This window comes from Bradyrhizobium sp. UFLA05-112, assembly GCF_053572325.1.
In genome coordinates this window covers 1-772 of sequence record NZ_JBANBK010000216.1, presented here as the reverse complement: position 1 = coordinate 772, position 772 = coordinate 1, and the positions used below count along the sequence as shown (strand labels likewise).

The window sequence follows — 772 nt, the reverse complement described above, 5'->3', positions numbered from 1 at the left end:
GTGCGCAAGGGGCTGTTCTGGCTGAACGACAAGCAGTGGGCTCAGATTGAGCCGCATCTGCCGACGAACCAGACTGGCCCGGCGCGCGATGACGATCGACGCATTATCAGCGGTATCATTCACATGCTTCAGTGCGGCGCACGCTGGCGCGATTGTCCGCCCGACTATGGTCCTTACACGACGATCTACAATCGCTTTAATCGCTGGGCCAAGCGCGGACACTGGCAGGCGATCTTTGAAGCGCTCGCCCGCTGTGGCAAGGATGGCGTCATTTTGTCTATCGACTCCACCTCGATCAAGGCGCATCGCTCGGCGAGCGGCGGAAAAGGGGGGAGCATAAACAGGCGATCGGCCACTCGCGCGGTGGGCGGACCACGAAAATCCACGCGCTGAGCGACCCTGATTGCAGACCTTGCGCATTTCATCTCACTCCAGGCCAGGACGCAGATATTGCCGCCGCGCCGGCCCTTTTGGAACTCGCGCCACCCATGTCTGCCCTCATTGGCGACAAAGGATACGACGGCGACGGCTTTCGCGCCGAAATCGTCGATCGTGGTGCCAAGCCCGTCATTCCAAACAAATCCAACAGGGTCACTCTCCACAGCTTCAGCAAACGCGCCTACAAGGGGCGCAACGTCATCGAGCGCTGTTTTTGCCGCCTCAAGGATTTCAGGCGTGTCGCAACTCGCTACGACAAACTTGCCAGAAACTTCTTGGCTGCCGTCCACCTCGCCGCGATCGTCGCCTATTGGATCAATTGAGTCTGAACCCT

Annotated in this window: 1 pseudogene; it reads left to right on the top strand. The window is 59.5% G+C overall.

Annotation, left to right across the window (positions count from 1 at the left end):
• Window positions 1-761, top strand: a pseudogene (locus SO180_RS42440) (IS5 family transposase).
• Window positions 762-772 lie beyond the last annotated feature (11 nt).